The 16,918-nt window shown below is 41.6% G+C and carries 12 protein-coding genes and 1 pseudogene; 9 read left to right on the forward strand and 4 right to left on the reverse strand.

Annotation, left to right across the window (positions count from 1 at the left end; translation table 11 throughout):
• The first annotated feature begins 1 nt into the window (after position 1).
• The 5 genes and pseudogenes from INP51_RS16605 (at position 2) to INP51_RS11155 (ending at position 10,879) form a co-directional block, all read left to right on the forward strand.
• A complete protein-coding gene (locus INP51_RS16605) occupies positions 2 to 6,964 on the forward strand; it encodes an SNF2-related protein (RefSeq protein WP_193734920.1) in 6,963 nt (2,320 codons plus the stop codon).
• 563 nt (positions 6,965 to 7,527) lie between these two features.
• Positions 7,528 to 9,219, forward strand: coding sequence for a group II intron reverse transcriptase/maturase (gene ltrA, locus INP51_RS11140; protein WP_193734921.1), 1,692 nt, complete (start codon positions 7,528 to 7,530; stop codon positions 9,217 to 9,219).
• A gap of 73 nt (positions 9,220 to 9,292) precedes the next feature.
• A pseudogene (locus INP51_RS11145) lies at positions 9,293 to 10,180 on the forward strand (SNF2-related protein); the annotation flags it as partial.
• The gene (locus tag INP51_RS11150; protein WP_193734923.1) at positions 10,180 to 10,515 is read left to right on the forward strand and encodes a plasmid mobilization protein; all 336 of its coding nucleotides are present in this window, start codon (positions 10,180 to 10,182) and stop codon (positions 10,513 to 10,515) included. The pseudogene INP51_RS11145 and the gene INP51_RS11150, both read left to right, overlap by 1 nt.
• Positions 10,516 to 10,591: 76 nt before the next feature.
• On the forward strand, positions 10,592 to 10,879 hold the full coding sequence (locus tag INP51_RS11155) for a CD1845 family protein (protein ID WP_193734924.1): 288 nt from the start codon (positions 10,592 to 10,594) through the stop codon (positions 10,877 to 10,879).
• 105 nt (positions 10,880 to 10,984) lie between these two features.
• Here INP51_RS11155 and INP51_RS11160 read toward each other — a convergent pair whose 3' ends face one another.
• Positions 10,985 to 11,242: a helix-turn-helix domain-containing protein gene (locus INP51_RS11160; protein WP_193734925.1), complete on the reverse strand. Its 258-nt coding sequence runs from the start codon at positions 11,240 to 11,242 to the stop codon at positions 10,985 to 10,987.
• 125 nt (positions 11,243 to 11,367) lie between these two features.
• On the opposite strand from INP51_RS11160, the gene INP51_RS11165 reads away from it, so the two are divergent.
• Positions 11,368 to 11,703: a hypothetical protein gene (locus INP51_RS11165; RefSeq protein ID WP_193734926.1), complete on the forward strand. Its 336-nt coding sequence runs from the start codon at positions 11,368 to 11,370 to the stop codon at positions 11,701 to 11,703.
• Between the two features lie 157 nt (positions 11,704 to 11,860).
• Here the strand turns inward: INP51_RS11165 and INP51_RS11170 are convergent, their stop codons facing one another.
• Positions 11,861 to 12,100 (reverse strand): helix-turn-helix domain-containing protein, encoded by a 240-nt coding sequence (locus INP51_RS11170; RefSeq protein ID WP_193734927.1) that lies wholly within the window; start codon positions 12,098 to 12,100, stop codon positions 11,861 to 11,863.
• A 129-nt stretch (positions 12,101 to 12,229) separates the two neighbouring features.
• Here INP51_RS11170 and INP51_RS11175 point away from each other — a divergent pair, with 129 nt between their 5' ends.
• Complete coding sequence (locus INP51_RS11175; protein ID WP_193734928.1) at positions 12,230 to 12,457, forward strand: sporulation initiation factor Spo0A C-terminal domain-containing protein; 228 nt, start codon at positions 12,230 to 12,232, stop codon at positions 12,455 to 12,457.
• Positions 12,458 to 12,521: 64 nt separating this feature from the next.
• On the opposite strand, the gene ltrA (INP51_RS11180) is transcribed toward INP51_RS11175, so the two are convergent.
• Positions 12,522 to 13,937, reverse strand: a complete 1,416-nt coding sequence (gene ltrA, locus INP51_RS11180) for a group II intron reverse transcriptase/maturase (RefSeq protein ID WP_193734929.1) — start codon at positions 13,935 to 13,937, stop codon at positions 12,522 to 12,524.
• Between the two features lie 468 nt (positions 13,938 to 14,405).
• Between ltrA (INP51_RS11180) and INP51_RS11185 the strand changes: the two genes are divergently transcribed.
• Complete coding sequence (locus INP51_RS11185) at positions 14,406 to 15,806, forward strand: relaxase/mobilization nuclease domain-containing protein (RefSeq protein WP_193734930.1); 1,401 nt, start codon at positions 14,406 to 14,408, stop codon at positions 15,804 to 15,806.
• Positions 15,807 to 16,055: 249 nt separating this feature from the next.
• Here INP51_RS11185 and INP51_RS11190 read toward each other — a convergent pair whose 3' ends face one another.
• Positions 16,056 to 16,418: a helix-turn-helix transcriptional regulator gene (locus tag INP51_RS11190; protein ID WP_193734931.1), complete on the reverse strand. Its 363-nt coding sequence runs from the start codon at positions 16,416 to 16,418 to the stop codon at positions 16,056 to 16,058.
• 178 nt (positions 16,419 to 16,596) lie between these two features.
• On the opposite strand from INP51_RS11190, the gene INP51_RS11195 reads away from it, so the two are divergent.
• On the forward strand, positions 16,597 to 16,902 hold the full coding sequence (locus tag INP51_RS11195) for an ArsR/SmtB family transcription factor (RefSeq protein WP_193734932.1): 306 nt from the start codon (positions 16,597 to 16,599) through the stop codon (positions 16,900 to 16,902).
• Positions 16,903 to 16,918 lie beyond the last annotated feature (16 nt).

Raw genomic sequence — 16,918 nt, forward strand, 5'->3', positions numbered from 1 at the left:
TATGTCAATCAAAGCACAAGCCTATGCAGAGTTGGCAGAGGAAACCGCAAAGCATCTTACAAGCAGTCTTGCGAACTGGACTGGTTTTCTTACCACTGTGGGAAGGCTGTATAAGTACCCATATCATGAACAACTCATGATTCACGCACAAAGACCTGATGCTACGGCTTGTGCGGAATATGACCTATGGAATAATACTATGAACCGATATGTCCGCCGTGGCTCAAAGGGAATTGCACTTCTCGACCCCGGCGGCGATACAATAAGGTTGAAATATGTTTTTGATGTTTCTGACACAGGCGGCAGGGAAAATTCCCGCCGCCCTTTTCTTTGGGAAATGCAGGAATATCACAAAGAGCCAATCTTGGAAATGTTAAAGGACAGATATGATACAGAGGATAGTTCTCTTTCCGATGCCTTTTACAAAATTGCAAGAAATCTGTCCAGAGAGTATTATGATAATCACAAAGCAGATATAAGTTATCTCATAGAAAACAGTTTTTTAGAGGATTACGATGAGGACAATATCCGGGTAGCATTTGAAGATGCTGCCACTGTCAGTACCGCATATACGTTAATGAAACGCTGCGGACTGGATATAGAAGAATATTTTTCACACGAGGATTTTTTAAATATCTTTGATTTTAATACCGCCGATGCCGTTGCCCTGTTAGGAACAGCAGTCAGCGAACAATCAGAACAAGTATTTAGGCAGATTTCTCTTGCCATTACTAAAACAGAGCGTGAAAGGAGCAAAGAATATGAACGAAATCACTTACAGCAGGAACGGGGATTATCTGATACCCGACATCACATTGACACAGCCAACGGACAGCAAGGAGCAGACCTTGGGCAAATACGGGAGAATGAGGAAACAATATCTTCAGGAACACAGGACACCATTATTCCACTCCATGCTCTTGTCGGAGAAACTGTTTCCCCACCTGTTGGAGATCGACCAGACAGCCAACAGGCGAATGGAGCTGATTATGGCAGAATTGCAGAAAACACAGACCCCACCAGACAAGATGAAAAATCAGATGGCATGGGTGGGACACATGAACAATCTGAAAGCCCAGGCAGAGGAAATGATACTGACGGAACTTATATACAGCTAACCCTGTTCCCCTCTGAACAGGAACAGATACAGAGAATTGCAGAGAACGGCAGGCTTGATAAGCCTTTTCGTATCTCTGCTTTTTCTTTTCCACAAGAAGATATTGATGAGATTTTAAAAACCGGAAGTAATAAAAATAACAGCTTACTACAGATTGTTGATTTCTATCAAAAAGATAGGACACTGGAAGAAAAAGCAGATTTCTTACAAACGGAATTTCAAGGTGGAAAAGGACTTTACCTGAATGAAGAAAAGGTATCCGCATGGTTTCATACCGATGGGGTTTATCTTGCAAAGGGAGATACTGCCCTTTACGCACATTCCAAACAGGTAATCAGTTGGGTAGATGTGGCAGTAAGAATTGAAGAATTGTTGATAGATGGAAAATTCGTTCCGAGGGAAACTTTAGATGCGGCAGACCACTTTCAAAAGTTGGAACTTGCAAAAAGCCTTTGGTATCTGCATCAGGATTTTTCTGATAAAGCAAGAGGAGAATTTTTCGATGAAGAACTTTTCAAAGGCGGTTTTCCTGATTCCACAGAGCATATTGCAGAGCAATTCAATGACCCTCAAAAGGCAGACGCTTTGATAGATGGATTACAGAGGTTTGTTTCTGCCTATGAGAATGACAGGGGCATTTTACGGTTTCACTTCCACAAACCACAAAAATTGCTTTCTGACCTTATGGACTTAAAATCATTAAAGCGTGAGTTTACCTCTGCAATTTCAGACCAGTCCGATTATAAAATGTTTATTACACAAGATGAAGTGGATAAGGAACTTGCAAGAGGAAGTAGCTTTCAGCATGGAAAGTATCGTATTTATGAATACTTCACACAACTTCACAGTCCAAAGGAAAAAGAGAAATTTGTTAAAAATGAGTATGGAATTGGCGGGAGCAGCCATGCTCTATCAGGAGCAGACAACAGCCACCAGTGGCACGATGCAAAAGGGATTTTATATACCCGCAGAGATAGTGACGATAAGCTGCTACTAAATTGGGCAAAAGTTTCAAAACGGATTGATTATCTGATTAAGAATGACCGGTATCTGACTGCCGGGGAAAAAGAACGCTTTATACAAATGCAACAGGAGAAAGCGGGAATTGTGGAAATGCCGCCTGCTCCCCCTTTTACAGCAGAGTCTGCTACTTCTACTCCTATTCATGAGCCAGAAGATGAAACAGAGGTAGAATCGAAAATCGAAGTCATACCACAAGCAAGTGAAATTACACAGGAAGATATAGATTTTGCCCTACAGCACTGGAATGGAGATTCAGACAGCAAATACCGTGTCGCAAGTTATATGGAAATCCATGCCCGTGAGCGTACCACTGCCGAGTGGTTAAAAAATGAATATGGCAATAATCTTCCCGGCTTTATCATTGAAAAAGATGGCTTATCCCTTGAAATGCCCTGGGCAAAGGTGCAAAGGCGTATCGGTCAGCTTACTGTAAAGGGAAACTTCTTAACAGCAGATGAAAAGGTTCATCAGCCAGAGGAACAGGCAGGAAATCGAACAATCCCATTTGAAAAGGGCGATACCGTCTATCTCGAAAACGGTACGCCTTTTTTGATTGAGGAAATTACGGACTACCAAGTGACCTTACTTGATCCGTCAATTTTCTATCCAGTTCTTAGAGCAGAGAGCAAAGAGCGTTTTTTAAGGCTTTTAGAGCGTTACCCTCAATCGGAAGTGCCGCAGGCAAAGGCAGAAAACTTCCGTATTACGAATGAATATTTGGGCGAGGGCAGCAAACGTGAAAAGTTTGCCAGAAATATAACTGCCATTACCACATTACAGACCATAGAAAAGGAACATCGGTCTGCTACTAAAGAGGAACAAGAAATTCTTTCCCGTTACGTTGGTTGGGGCGGTCTGCCGGAGGCTTTTGATAAAGACAACGATAAGTTCAGCAATGAATACACACAGTTAAAATCTCTGCTGTCCGAAGATGAATATACGATGGCAAGAGCCTCTACCTTAAATGCTCACTATACAAGTCCTGTGGTTATCAAGGCGATTTATGATGCAATAGAAAACATGGGATTTGCCACAGGTAATATTTTAGAGCCTGCCTGCGGAACTGGACATTTTTTCGGTATGCTCCCTGACAACATGAAAAATTCCCGCTTATATGGAATTGAACTTGACAGCATTACAGGCAGGATTGCAAAACAGCTTTACCCCAATGCCAATATTTCTATATCGGGCTTTGAAAAAACAGAACTCCCTGACAGTTTTTTTGATATTGCTATCGGAAATGTTCCTTTTGGTGGTTATAAAGTATCAGACAGCCGATATGATAAGCAAAATTTCTTTATCCATGATTATTTCATTGCAAAATCCATTGATAAAGTACGCTCTGGTGGTGTGATTGCTTTCATCACTTCCAATGGTATCAGTGGTGGAACAATGGATAAAAAAGACCAACGTGCAAGGGAGTATATTGCACAACGTTGTGATTTGCTTGGTGCGATACGTTTACCTAACAACGCATTTTTAGCCAATGCAGGCACAGATATGACCACCGACATCATATTTTTGCAAAAACTTGAAACCCCTCGACAACTTGGTATCAACCCACCGGATTGGGTACAAACTGAAATGCTGTTAGACCAAAAGCATACCAGTGATGATGGAGAAACCCGCCGTAACTTTGTAACAGTCAACCGTTACTTTCAAGAACACCCTGAAATGGTATTGGGCACTCCGGAAATCAGATCGGGACCCTTTGGTCCGCAACTCGTTTGTAAGCCTATTGCTGATGCCAACCTTGCTGAACAGCTAAAAGCCGCTGTTCAAAATATTGAGGGCAGCATATCCGAAACAGAATTACCTGATATGGAAGTCAGTACCGACACTTCCATTCCTGCTGACCCTACGGTAAAGAACTTTTCCTATACCCTTATAGACGGCGAGGTTTATTACCGTGAAAACTCACGCATGGTAAAACCTGATATTAACCACACTGCGAAAGAACGCATTTCAGGAATGGTAGAACTTAGGGAGTGTGTAAGTAATCTTATCCGCTATCAGCTTGAGGATTACAGCGAAGAAACTATTAAGCAGGAGCAGGAAACCCTAAACCGCCTCTATGACAGCTTTACAGCAAAATATGGACTGATTAACAGCCGTGGAAACAGCCTTGCTTTTAGTGATGATAACTCCTACTATCTTCTTTGCTCCCTTGAGGATATAGACGAAAATGGAAACTTAAAAGCCAAAGCCGATATGTTTACCAAACGCACAATCAAAAAGCGTATGACGGTCAATTCGGTGGATACAGCAAGTGAGGCATTGGCTCTCTCCATTGCTGAAAAGGCTAAGGTTGATATGGAGTATATGCACAGGCTGACAGGACTTTCGGAAGAACAGATTGCCAGTGATTTAAAAGGCGTTATATTCCCTATCCCAATGCCCTATGATAGCAGTAGTCCTACACTCTATGTAACTGCCGATGAATACCTTTCTGGCAATGTAAGGGAAAAACTGCATACCGCTAAACTGGCGGCACAAACATCGGATAAATACATTCCCAATGTGGAGGCTTTAGAGGCGGCACAGCCAAAAGACCTTGATGCCTCTGAGATTGATGTCCGCCTTGGAGCAACTTGGATTGACAAAGAGTACATTCAGGAATTTATGTACGAATTATTCGATACTCCCTATAAGCAACAGGGAGAAATCGAGGTAAAATACGCTCCCTTTACTGCGGAATGGAACATTACAAACAAAAATTCTATTGGCTATAACAATGTGGCAGCCTATGTTACTTATGGTACAGAGCGTGCTAATGCCTACCGCATTTTAGAGGACACCTTAAATCTTCGTGACATTCGTATCTATGACACTGTGACAGATCCCGACGGTAAAGAAAGGCGTGTGCTGAATAAAGACGCAACTACTTTGGCACAGCAAAAGCAACAAATGATTAAAGATGAATTTCGGGATTGGATTTGGAGAGATGCGGATAGACGCCAGACCTTAGTAAAAACTTATAATGAGAAGTTTAATTCTATTCGCCCCCGTGAGTATGACGGACAGCATATCAATTTCGTTGGCATGAATCCTGAAATATCGCTCCGCCCTCATCAGGTCAACGCCATTGCCCATATTCTTTACGGAGATAATACGTTACTTGCCCATGAGGTAGGGGCGGGCAAAACATTTGAAATGGTAGCTGCCGCTATGGAAAGTAAGCGGCTTGGACTTTGCCAAAAGCCCCTATTTGCAGTACCAAACCATCTTACTGAACAATGGGCGAGTGAGTTTTTAAGACTTTACCCTGCCGCCAATATCTTGGTGGCCACAAAGAAAGATTTTGAAACAAAAAATCGAAAGAAGTTCTGTGCCAAAATAGCCACAGGCGATTATGATGCGGTTATCATCGGTCACTCTCAATTTGAACGTATTCCAATGTCCTTTGAACGCCAGGAACGACTGCTCCGTGAGCAGATTTATGAAATTTTAGATGGAATTGAGGAAGTAAAGGCAAGTGGCGGCGAAAGATTTACCGTCAAGCAGTTGGAACGGACAAAAAAGGGATTAGAGCAAAGGCTTGAAAAATTACAGTCACAGCAAAGAAAAGACGATGTTGTCACATTTGAACAGCTTGGCGTTGACAGGCTTTATGTAGATGAGGCACATAATTATAAGAATCTATTCCTATATACAAAAATGAGGAATGTGGCAGGACTGTCTACCACCGATGCCCAAAAGTCCAGTGACATGTTTATGAAATGTCGTTACCTAGACGAGTTGACTGGCGGCAAAGGCATTGTATTTGCCACTGGTACACCTGTTTCAAACTCTATGACCGAACTTTATACCATGATGCGTTATTTGCAATACAACACCTTACAGCGTAACGGATTGGTTCACTTCGATTCCTGGGCAAGTACATTCGGGGAAACCGTAACCGCCATTGAACTGGCTCCTGAAGGTACAGGATATCGGGCAAGAACAAGATTTTCAAAGTTTTTCAATCTGCCTGAACTTATGGCAATGTTCAAAGAAGTTGCGGATATTAAGACCGCCGATCAGTTAAATCTGCCTACCCCTAAGACCAACTATCATACAGTTGCGGTAAAGCCAACGGAAGTACAGCAGGAAATGGTAAAGTCTTTATCAGAAAGAGCCGCTGAGGTTCATGCAAACAAGGTTGACCCATCTATTGACAATATGCTGAAAATCACTTCCGATGGCAGAAAGTTAGGACTTGACCAACGTATCATTAACCCACTTCTTCCCGATGACGAAAGCAGCAAGGTCAATGCCTGCATAGATAATATTTACCGTATTTGGGATAAGGGCACGACAGAACGGCTTACACAGCTTGTATTCTGTGATATTTCAACGCCAAAAGGCAAGGTTGTGGCACAGGAGCAGAAAGCAGCAAAGGCAGGAAACCAGACCATAAATGGTGTAGAACTCCATGCTTTAGAGAATAGCTTACCTGACGAGGTAGTTACCCCGGACACTCCCTTTAATGTTTATGATGATATACGGGAGAAACTGATTAAGAGAGGTGTTCCCGCCCATGAGGTAGCTTTTATCCATGAGGCAAATACAGAAGTTAAGAAAAAAGAACTGTTTGCAAAGGTGCGTAGCGGAGATGTCCGGGTGCTGATTGGCAGTACCGCTAAGTGCGGTGCAGGAACGAACATTCAAGACCGACTTGTGGCTCTCCATGACCTCGACTGCCCTTGGCGACCAGGGGATTTGACACAACGATCCGGAAGAATCGAACGACAGGGAAATCTGAATGAAGAAGTTGATATTTACCGCTATGTAACAGAGGCAACCTTTGATGCTTACTTATGGGTGCGACATGAAGTCGCCTGATTTAACTGTCTGGCAATATGACCAGACCAACTTTTCCGTAAGTTGAGCCTAATATCAACTGCATTGCTGGCAACGGCGGTGTGGTAAGCTGATATGAAAATGTAGCCCTATTTAGAGGCGAAGCCGTGAGGCAGAGCCGAAACTGTTAGCACAATACGGTTAGGGAGCAGGCTTGATAGCATGGTTAACGTAAAGTGAACTACTGATAAACGTCGTTAAGGCGAACAGGTCAAAGTTGCTGATAGACCTGAACCAAAATGGTACGCAGTCGGATAATCCTTTCCATAGTGGGATTACACGGACATAAGACTGCCGGCGGAGAGGTAGAACCTAAACTATCATTGTTAATCAGGTGGAACATGGTAAGCCCGTACTGTTGCTTTTAGCAAAGCAGACCGCAAGGAATGCCGATAACAGTGTGGGTACAGGAAAACGGAAAAAGCGAATGCCATTTTATAATGAAATGGATAGGAGTTTTAATGTCACTCCACACGAAAGTGGGCAGACTTCCGTTCGGTTTCTAATCACAAGATAACTTACAGAATTTTGAAAGGAGAAAGCAAATGGACGTGAAAACGTGTGCTGCTTCTGACATAGCAGGGCAATGGGAAAGAATTGACTGGAACAAAGCTGACCGCTATGTTAAAAACCTGCAAATGCGTATTGTGAAAGCATTTCAGGAGGGCAAGAAAAACAAAGTGAAATCACTGCAACACTTGCTCACCACCTCTTTTTATGCCAAGGCATTGGCGGTAAAAAGAGTCACAGAAAATCAAGGCAAAAAAACAGCAGGCGTTGACGGAGAAATCTGGACAACACCAAAGGACAGATATCAGGCAATAGAAAGGTTACAACGCAGAGGTTACAACCCTATGCCGTTAAAAAGGGTATATATTCCCAAGAAAAATGGCAAGAAAAGACCTTTAAGCATTCCTACCATGATGGATAGAGCTATGCAGACATTATTCAAGTTTGCATTAGAGCCGATTGCGGAAACAACTGCCGACCCCAATTCTTATGGGTTTCGAGCGAAAAGATGTACGCAGGACGCGATTGAACAGTGCTTTACCAGTCTGAATAAAGGTAAATCACCAAAATGGGTGCTTGAGGGAGATATTAAGGGTTGCTTTGACAACATCAGTCACGAATGGATACTGGAACACATTCCTATGGACAAGGAGATACTGCAAAAATGGCTCAAATGCGGATATATCGAAACCAAGAAACTATTTCCGACAGGGTTCGGAAGTCCGCAGGGTTCGCCGATTTCACCGACAATCAGCAATATGGTACTTGATGGCTTGGAAAAGGCAATCAAGGATAAATACCATAAGCGGACGGTGAATGGGAAGGCATTTTTCCCCAAAGTCAACTTTGTCCGTTACGCTGATGATTTTATCGTGACAGGAGAAAGTAGAGAAATTCTTGAAAGCGGTGTAAAGCCAATTATCATAGAGTTTCTCGCTGAAAGAGGATTGGAACTGTCAGAAGAAAAGACTTTGATTACCCATATAAATGATGGTTTTGATTTCTTGGGCTGTAATGTGAGGATGTATGGAAACAAACTCCTGACGAAGCCTTCTAAGAAAAACTTTGAAGCGATAGTCAGCAAAATCAGGGATGTCATTAAAAGTAACCAGTCGGCAAAGCAAGACTTCTTGATTAGAACGCTCAATCCTATCATTCGGGGTTGGGTAAATTATCAGAAGTATAACGTATCTGCACAAGCCTTTGAAAAGCTTGATTATGAAATTTGGGAATGCCTGTGGCAGTGGTGCAAAAGGCGGCACCCCAAGAAAAGTCGAAAATGGATAGCAAAGAAATATTTCCATACAATCGGAAACAGAACATGGACTTTTAGTGTTCCCACGGACGGTAAAATGGAAAATGGAGAAGATTATTATATCCGCTTAATTTATGCAACAGATACGGATATCCGAAGATTTACCAAGATTAAAGCGGACGCAAATCCATTCGATGAAAACTGGCAGTTGTATTTTGAAGAAAGAGCCGACAAGCAGATGAGGAACGAAATCAAGGGGAGAACTATCATAAACAGGCTGTACAAAGCCCAACAGGGCTGTTGCAGCCATTGTGGCGATAAAATCACGCTTGAAACAGATTTCCGAATCCACCAAGTTGGTAATGGAAAGAATATGACAAAAAGCCTTGTACACCCCGAATGCCACCAAGAACTCCATGCCTTGGAGAAGTGTGAAATGCTGGCTCTCGAAAGAGGGCTTATAGAAGCTTGAGCCGTGTGAGGGGAAACTCTCATGCACGGTTCTTAGGGGGGAAAGCGGCAGTAATGCCGCCGACCTACCCGACCAGACTATAGAAAATAAGCAGAAATTCATCTCACAGATTATGACTTCTAAAAGCCCTGTGCGTTCCTGCGAAGATGTTGACGAGGCGGCATTGAACTACGCAGAAATTAAGGCTCTGTGTGCCGGAAATCCAAAAATCAAGGAAAAGATGGATTTAGATATTGAAGTTTCAAGGCTCAAATTGTTAAAAGCAAGCCACCAAAGTAATCAGTATCGCATGGAAGATAGCCTCTTAACGTATTTTCCAGAAAATATTGAGAAGAACAAAGGCTTTATCAAAGGTTTTGAACAGGACTTAAAGACCCTTGAAAAGAATATGCCTGATGAGGGTGCATTTTTGCCAATGATAATTAAAGGCGATACCCTGACAGATAGGGACAATGCGGGGGCTGCTCTCCTAGAGGCTTGTAAAGAAGTGAAAGGAAAAGACCCTATGGAAATAGGCAGCTACCGGGGTTTTACCATACACCTGTCCTATGATGGCTTTTATAATGAATTTCAGCTTACTCTAAAGGGAGCAATGAGCCATACAGCCAAACTCGGTATGGATTCAAGAGGAAATCTCACTCGGATTGACAATGCCCTTGCATCTATGTCTGACAGGTTAAAAGCTGTTGCGGATCAGCTTGACAATCTCTATAAACAGCGAGAGGCGGCAAAGTCTGAGGTCGGAAAACCGTTCCTGCAAGAACAGGAATTAAAGGATAAGGTTTCCCGTCTTTCTGTCCTTGATGCTGAGTTGAATATGAGCGTTTCTAAGCAGCAGAAACAGGCTGACAGGCGTGTTTCTAAAGGTGGGCGACCATCGGTACTGGATAACCTGAAACAGTCCCCACAAGCCATTAGAGAGGGCAAGGAAAAACAAAATAAATATATGGAGGTGCGATAATGGCAAAACGAACAAGAAGTACACAGTTGCACTTCATGGTATCAGAACAGGAACGAAAATTGATAGAGGAAAAAATGAAACAACTTAACACAAAGAATTTGGGGGCATATCTCCGCAAAATGGCAGTAGATGGCTATGTTATTTACCTCGATTTATCTGACATACGGGAACTTGTTGCCCTACTCCGCCGCACCAGTAATAGCTTAAATCAGCTTACAAAGCGTGTTCATCAGACAGGCAATATTTATATTGAGGACTTGGAGGCACTGCGGGAAAGCTACGATAAACTTTGGGATACGGCAGACGAAATACTATCAAGGCTTTCTACAATTTAAGATTTATATGATGGACAATTTCCATTTACTCTGATATTCTTTCCCTATACAACATTCAACGGAAAAGGAGGCTTTCATGATGCGGATACTGCTTAAAATATTATTATTTCCCGTTACCCTGATATTGACGGTTCTTTTACTTATCTGTGAGTTTATCTGTTTGTTTGGAACAATGCTGCTCTCTATCCTGGCATTGATCCTATTTGTTCTGGCACTTGGTATTATGATTTTCTTAGGAGAGGTACAAGACGGAATAAAAACAATGGTGCTTGCCTATCTGATTAGCCCTTATGGAATCCCCCTGCTTGCAAGTTGGCTTGTCGGAAAACTGAAATCGGTAAATGAACGGTTAAAATCTATTTAAACAATTTTTTCAATTCTCACAAAGAAAGTACCATCATAGGACAGAATTATTTTTGTGCTATGGTGGTACTTCTATTATTTAACGACCTATAAAGAGTATAAAACATTACTTAGTGTTAGGCTCATCAAGTAACAACCCCTCAAAGAAAACGGAAAAATCCACATCATATACGATTTTTAGAGCAATAAAATCGCTAATGCGTATGTTTCGCACCCCTGTTTCTATCTTAGAATAAGTGCTGCGGGACATATCGCTACCAATTAGATGTAGTTTTGATACCAGTTGTGCTTGAGAATAGCCGAACTTTTCTCTAAGTTTACGCAAGTTCTCTCCAATACTAATATCTTGTAAAAACCATTGCATAAAAACACCTCCAAAGAAATTTGCGACCAATCAGTCACACAATTGATTGTATCAAATTACAATGATATAATTGGGACTGATTAGTCGCAATGCGTAACTATATTTTAAAAAGGAGAATATGGGTAATGGAACTTAACGAAAAATTTAGGAGAGAAGAAACAAAAAGATTATTGGAATGGATTGGAAACAATCAGGAAGAATGGTTTGAAATTACGTTAGCTTTTGTAGAGGAAGATATGCTCATTGACCAAGAACTTAAAGAGGTATTCCGCAATTTAAAGAACAATGGTTTTTATCAGTTATTGGTTCTTTTAATGTATACCAAAAATGAAATCATAGGAAAGGCATTACAAAAGTCAATGTTAAATATTATCTGTAATAATTGGAATGAGCAGTCCATAGACACCATGTATGATCTGCTAATAGATAATCTTAGTCAAACCATACATGAAACGGTGTAAATGGAGTTTAATGATGAAAGGGGCGAAAGCACTTCCAGGCTTTCCCCCTTAGCTGCCACAAAGCAGGAGTTCCGGCATAGAGCAAGGGCGGCAAAGCCGTTTATCTTGACCCTTGTGCTATGTTGGTACTTCTGCTATTTCTTAACAGTCGCTTTCCCTACTTCAGTAATTCATCATAGGTTGTTTGCAAAGCGTCTTTTATTCCTCTGAGTTGTGAGGCGTAAATGTGTTGTACTCCCCTCTCAATCTTTACCAAAGATTCACGAGTAATCGAAACACCTTGTAAGTGCAGCAATCCTACAAGTTCTGTTTGACCGATATTCTTCTTTTTCCTGATTTCCTTTATGTTCTTTCCTACAAAGATATTTTCATCTGATTTTATTTTCTGTTCTCCCATATAAAACCTCTCGATTTTTTTGGACTAATATCAGTCCTTTATCCTTTATTTTAATGGGACTTCTTGTTATAATGGGACTAATATCAGTCCATTTTTTAGAAAATACTATATACATAGGAGGATTTTCAGATGAATCTAAAAAAGATATACCAAGAGGTTGCAAAGCAAAGCGGTGTTACTGTGGAAGAGCTTAAACGTGAAATGCAGGCAGCGATTGATGCAGCATATAATAGCCCTAATAATAATGATATAACAAGAGCATATCAGGATAAAATACCACGCAAAGGGAAAGTTCCCACAGTAGATGAATTTATACTTTATATGGCAGACCGAACAAAGAAAAGTGAGGAAAAGTAATCGGATAGGGGGGGATTAATCCCCCTTCCACACCACCTGGCATACCGTTCGGTACCAAGGCGGTTCAATAGTTTACACGTGCTTTCAGATAGTGGGCAGACATACAAGGATAGCCGAGTCTGTCCACTATGATTGTTTTTGTGAGTGCAGAGTTCAGCATTGCCGCCGCTCTCCACACTCCTTTCCGACAATTCGCCATTTCGTGTACTTTCCGTTCTGACAGGTATAGTGCCCGGAGCATTTTGTACCTCGTGCGCACCTTTTTCCATTGCTTCCAGTACACCGCCCGGATTCTGTGGCGCAGCCACTTGTCCGTCTGTTCCATCAGACTTTTCATGTCCGCATATCGGTAATAGTTAATCCACCCATTCACATAGCTTCGGAGTTTCTCTTCTCTTTCCGAATTGCTCCACTTGTTTCCTCTGATCGTCAGTTCCCTTAGCTGGTTCTTCATTTTTGCCACCGATTTGGGATGTACCCTCATACGGCATTTCCCTTTATAGCGGTAAAAGCCGTAGCCGAGGTATTTTATTTTGCTGATATGGCTTATCGTCGTTTTCTGGAGGTTGACTTTCAGAAACAGTTTCCTCGTGATAAATGGCACAATGTTTTCCAGCGTCCGCTCTGCACTTTTCCTGCTTTTGCACAGAATCAGGCAGTCGTCGGCATATCTCACGTATTTATGCCCTCTGCGTTCCAGTTCCTTATCCAGTTCGTTTAGCATAACATTTCCACATAGCGGACTTAACGGGCTGCCTTGCTGCACGCCCTCTGTCGTTTCCTGGAAACCTCCGTCCTCCATTATCCCGGCATTCAGATATTTATGTATCAGCGAGATCACCCTCCCGTCCTTTACCGTCCTCGACAGCACCTCTATCAGTTTGCTGTGATTCACCGTGTCGAAATAGGTTTGTAAATCCATGCTGACTGCATAGATATATCCTTCGTTGATGTATTTCCTACATCTTTCCAGTGCGTCATGCGCACTTCTGCCGGGTCGAAATCCGAAACTGTTGTCTGAAAACTGTTCCTCGTAAATAGGGGTCAGTTCCTGTGCGATTGCCTGCTGGATTACCCTGTCCACCACGGTGGGTATCCCCAACTTCCTCACTTTGTCTTTCTCCTCTTTGGGTATTTCTACCCTTCGGACTGGGTTTGGCTTATATTTTCCTTCCCTCACCTGCCGGACAAGCTCGCCTTGGTGTTCTCTCAGATAGGGCAGAAGTTCATCCACCTGCATTCCGTCGATACCACCGGCTCCCTTGTTTGCTTTCACCTTCTTATATGCGGCGTTGAGATTGTCGCTTCTAAGTATGGTGTCCAGCAGATTGTCCATCCAAAAATCCGTGTTGGTGTCAGGGTTCCCGGTAATCCTTCCTTGGGCGTACACTCCTGCCTGTTCTTTCTGTTCCGCAGATACCATCCGCAGGTAGTCCTCAATATGAAGTTGTCTGTACTTAGTTCCATGTCCGGTTTCCATTTGGAAATAACACCTCCTACTGTTCAGCCCTTCGTCCGGTATTTACAATCACCGGCTTACTATGGCCTCTGCTGACTTCTCACGGCAAGCTTTACTCCGTGGCGGCGAATGTTTTATCACCTTGTCACGTTCGTGAGATCTCCCCGGGTACTCACACGTTCTTTCTCTCCATGTCCCCACCATCTTTACTGTGTCGGATTCCGTGCAGTTATTGGACTTTGACCTGTCTTGCGGTCTTATCCTCCGTGTTCAGCCTGAAATGGTTTCTGTTCGTTGGGGCAGAGGTTTGCCTACACCTTCCTTCAGCCCTCTCAAACCTCACGGCGAGAACCTTGGTGTTCAGCTATATCCTTCCCACTGCTAGGCGGATTCGGGACTTTCACCCGTTAGAACGTGCGCCCGCCGGGCGCACAAGCAAGGAAAAGTGCCTGAAAATGGCACTTTTTCTTATTTGGAAAGGAGTTTTTTATGGCAACTACCCGCTTAATTTCAATGCACCAGAATAAAGGAATGTCCATTGCTGATTGTATTTCTGAACGTGTAGATTACGCTTTAAATCCTAAAAAAACGGGTAATGGTAAATACGTCAGTTCCCATGAATGTGACCCCAAAACTGTAAAAGGAGAATTTCTTTTGTCTAAGAAAATCTATTCCAACATTACAGGCAGAGAGCAAGGAAATGATGTAATACTTTATCAGATACGACAATCTTTTAAACCAGGGGAAATTACACCAGAACTTGCTAATCAATTAGGCTATGAATTGGGTATGCAGTTTACCAAAGGTAATTATGCCTTTTTTGTTGCTACACATATAGATAAGGCTCATATTCATAACCATATAATTTTTAATTCTACCTCATTGGACTGCACCAAAAAGTTTCGTGATTTTTTAGGTTCGGGCAGAGCTATCCGCAAAATATCTGACCGTATTTGTCTTGAAAATGGATTATCTATTGTTGAAAATCCAAAGAGAGGAAAAAACCATTATGGCAAATGGCTTGGAAATCAAAAGACGGTTTCCCACTCTGAAAAAATAAGGATTGCAATAGATGAAGTTCTTAGAAAAAAACCTGTTGATTTTGAGGCATTTCTATCAGAAATGAAATTGGCAGGATATGAAATTAAGATGGGAAAGCACATCGGTTTTAAGAGTCAAAACCAGAAGAATTTTATTCGCCTACGGTCTTTAGGGGACGGATATTCTGAGGAAGAAATCAGAACCATTATTGGTGGGAAAAAGGCTCTTTCCAATAGAAAAGTGAGGACTGAAAGAACACAATCCCCTGTCAATCTTTTAGTGTACATTCAGGCGAAACTGCATGCTGGAAAAGGTGCAGGCTATGAACGATGGGCAAAGATTTTTAACCTAAAACAAATGGCACAAACTATCAATTATCTTACGGAAAACAATCTACTTGCCTATGAGGATTTGGAAAAAAAAGCACATGCTGTTACAAACAATTTCAATCAGCTATCTGCTCGAATTAAGGATGCCGAAAAACGTATGACAGAGATTTCAGACCTAAAAAAACATATCATCAACTATTTTAAAACTCGTGATGTTTATATGGATTACCGCAAAGCAGGATACTCTAAAAAATTCTATGAAGAACATACTGCTGATTTGCTTTTACATAAAGCGGCAAAGGCGGCTTTTGACAGCTTGGTGGACAAGAAATTACCTACTGTTAAGTCTTTGCAAATGGAATATTCTGAATTGATTTCTGAAAAGAAAAAAGCCTATGCAAACTACCATTTAGCAAAAAAGGAAATGCAGAATGTGTTGACTGCAAAGGCAAATGTTGACCGTCTTTTAGGGGAAAGCATACCGGAGAAAGAGAAAGAAAAATTCCAGGGACAAAGATAATTCTTTCCTATGTTTTTAGCTCCCAACGGGAGCGTAGCCACACAATTTATTGTGTGTTCGATGGGGATTGGGGATACTCCCCAACAAGCAGATTTGCCAAAATGCCCGTAAGGGAATTTTGAGCAAAATCGCAAGGTGTGTACCACCTTGCCCTGCTTGCCACTTTACTCTCCCTAAATTCAGCTACAAAGAAAAACACCATGAACCTTATATTTGTTCATAGTGTTCTTCACTGCCCTATTAAGCTGTTCATAGAGAATCAATCCCCTCTGTTTTCGCTTTTTTTAAGCCTTTTGCTGTAGCCTGCATTACGATATAGTCCTTCTCGTCCAACTCATCAAGCTCTGCATCTAGTTGACGACGGCGTGTGGATTTTTTACTTTCTTTATCGGGGAAAAGAAATTGATCTACCGATATATTAAAAAGTGTCATTAGCGTAATGAAAACCTGAAAACTTGGATGTTGACCATTGTTTTCAAGAGACATGATGTATCGGGGAGCAAGGTCAACCTCCTGAGCCAACTGCTCCCGAGTCCAACCACGGCTTATTCGAGCTTGCTTTATGGCTTGCCCCATAGCCTTAAAGTCATATTTAGTTTGATCTTTCGACATAATAATATCACCCTATGTCATTTTACATTTCCTACTGAAAAAGCTAAACGATTTTTAAAAGTACATTGTGTACTTTTTAATATCTATAGACATTTATAAAATAGTAGTTGACAAAAATTTATATACTGCATATACTGAAAACATATAGATGAATATCAATGTGAGGTGAAAAAATATTATGGACGAAAGAAAATATTTTCAGAATATTAACTGTTTCAAAGCTCTATCAGATGAGAACAGACTTATGATTATAGATATGCTATCATGTGGAGAGCTTTGTGCTTGTGATATTTTAGAAAAATTTAAAATTACACAGCCTACATTATCTCATCATATGAAAATACTATGTAGCTGCGGTTTAGTCAATGCCCGAAAGGAGGGAAAGTGGACGTACTATTCTTTAAATTCAGAGGAAGTAGAAAAATTTAAAATGTTTTTGCATACTATTACATCAAACAAGGAGGATTGTATTTGTAAAAAATAAAATTTTTTTGTCCAAC

The organism is Blautia liquoris (genome assembly GCF_015159595.1).
Classification (GTDB): Bacteria; Bacillota; Clostridia; order Lachnospirales; family Lachnospiraceae; genus Novisyntrophococcus; species Novisyntrophococcus liquoris.

Bases quoted from the DNA above. Each gene is read 5' to 3' on its own strand.
- INP51_RS11195 (WP_193734932.1), top strand. From the start codon at position 16,597: ATGGACGAAAGAAAATATTTTCAGAATATTAACTGTTTCAAAGCTCTA.
- ltrA (WP_193734921.1), top strand. From the start codon at position 7,528: ATGGACGTGAAAACGTGTGCTGCTTCTGACATAGCAGGGCAATGGGAA.
- INP51_RS11160 (WP_193734925.1), bottom strand. From the start codon at position 11,242: ATGCAATGGTTTTTACAAGATATTAGTATTGGAGAGAACTTGCGTAAA.
- INP51_RS11170 (WP_193734927.1), bottom strand. From the start codon at position 12,100: ATGGGAGAACAGAAAATAAAATCAGATGAAAATATCTTTGTAGGAAAG.
- INP51_RS11150 (WP_193734923.1), top strand. From the start codon at position 10,180: ATGGCAAAACGAACAAGAAGTACACAGTTGCACTTCATGGTATCAGAA.
- ltrA (WP_193734929.1), bottom strand. From the start codon at position 13,937: ATGGAAACCGGACATGGAACTAAGTACAGACAACTTCATATTGAGGAC.
- INP51_RS11175 (WP_193734928.1), top strand. From the start codon at position 12,230: ATGAATCTAAAAAAGATATACCAAGAGGTTGCAAAGCAAAGCGGTGTT.
- INP51_RS11155 (WP_193734924.1), top strand. From the start codon at position 10,592: ATGATGCGGATACTGCTTAAAATATTATTATTTCCCGTTACCCTGATA.
- INP51_RS11185 (WP_193734930.1), top strand. From the start codon at position 14,406: ATGGCAACTACCCGCTTAATTTCAATGCACCAGAATAAAGGAATGTCC.
- INP51_RS11165 (WP_193734926.1), top strand. From the start codon at position 11,368: ATGGAACTTAACGAAAAATTTAGGAGAGAAGAAACAAAAAGATTATTG.
- INP51_RS11190 (WP_193734931.1), bottom strand. From the start codon at position 16,418: ATGTCGAAAGATCAAACTAAATATGACTTTAAGGCTATGGGGCAAGCC.
- INP51_RS16605 (WP_193734920.1), top strand. From the start codon at position 2: ATGTCAATCAAAGCACAAGCCTATGCAGAGTTGGCAGAGGAAACCGCA.